Raw genomic sequence first — 209 nt, forward strand, 5'->3', positions numbered from 1 at the left:
CCATCTTCATTCACCGTGGTAGTGTTTCCGGCTTCATCGGTGGCGCTGACAGCAACCGTATAATCACCTTCAGCCAGATCATCGGGTATCGTAGCGCTGAAGGAACCGTCAGGTTGGACAGTAGCCGTAAATGTCTGGGTATCATTATCCGCATCAGTGACGCTGATAGTCACCAATTCACCAGCCGCTAAATCTGTATTACCGGTGAT

1 protein-coding gene is annotated in these 209 nt (G+C 50.2%); it reads right to left on the minus strand.

Features of this window, described 5'->3' with window-relative positions:
• Positions 1–209, minus strand: a 209-nt coding sequence (locus V5298_RS20980) for an Ig-like domain-containing protein (RefSeq protein ID WP_332933326.1), incomplete at both ends; no start/stop codon positions are given.

Source organism: Alteromonas sp. 14N.309.X.WAT.G.H12 (assembly GCF_036697315.1).
Classification (GTDB): Bacteria; Pseudomonadota; Gammaproteobacteria; order Enterobacterales; family Alteromonadaceae; genus Alteromonas.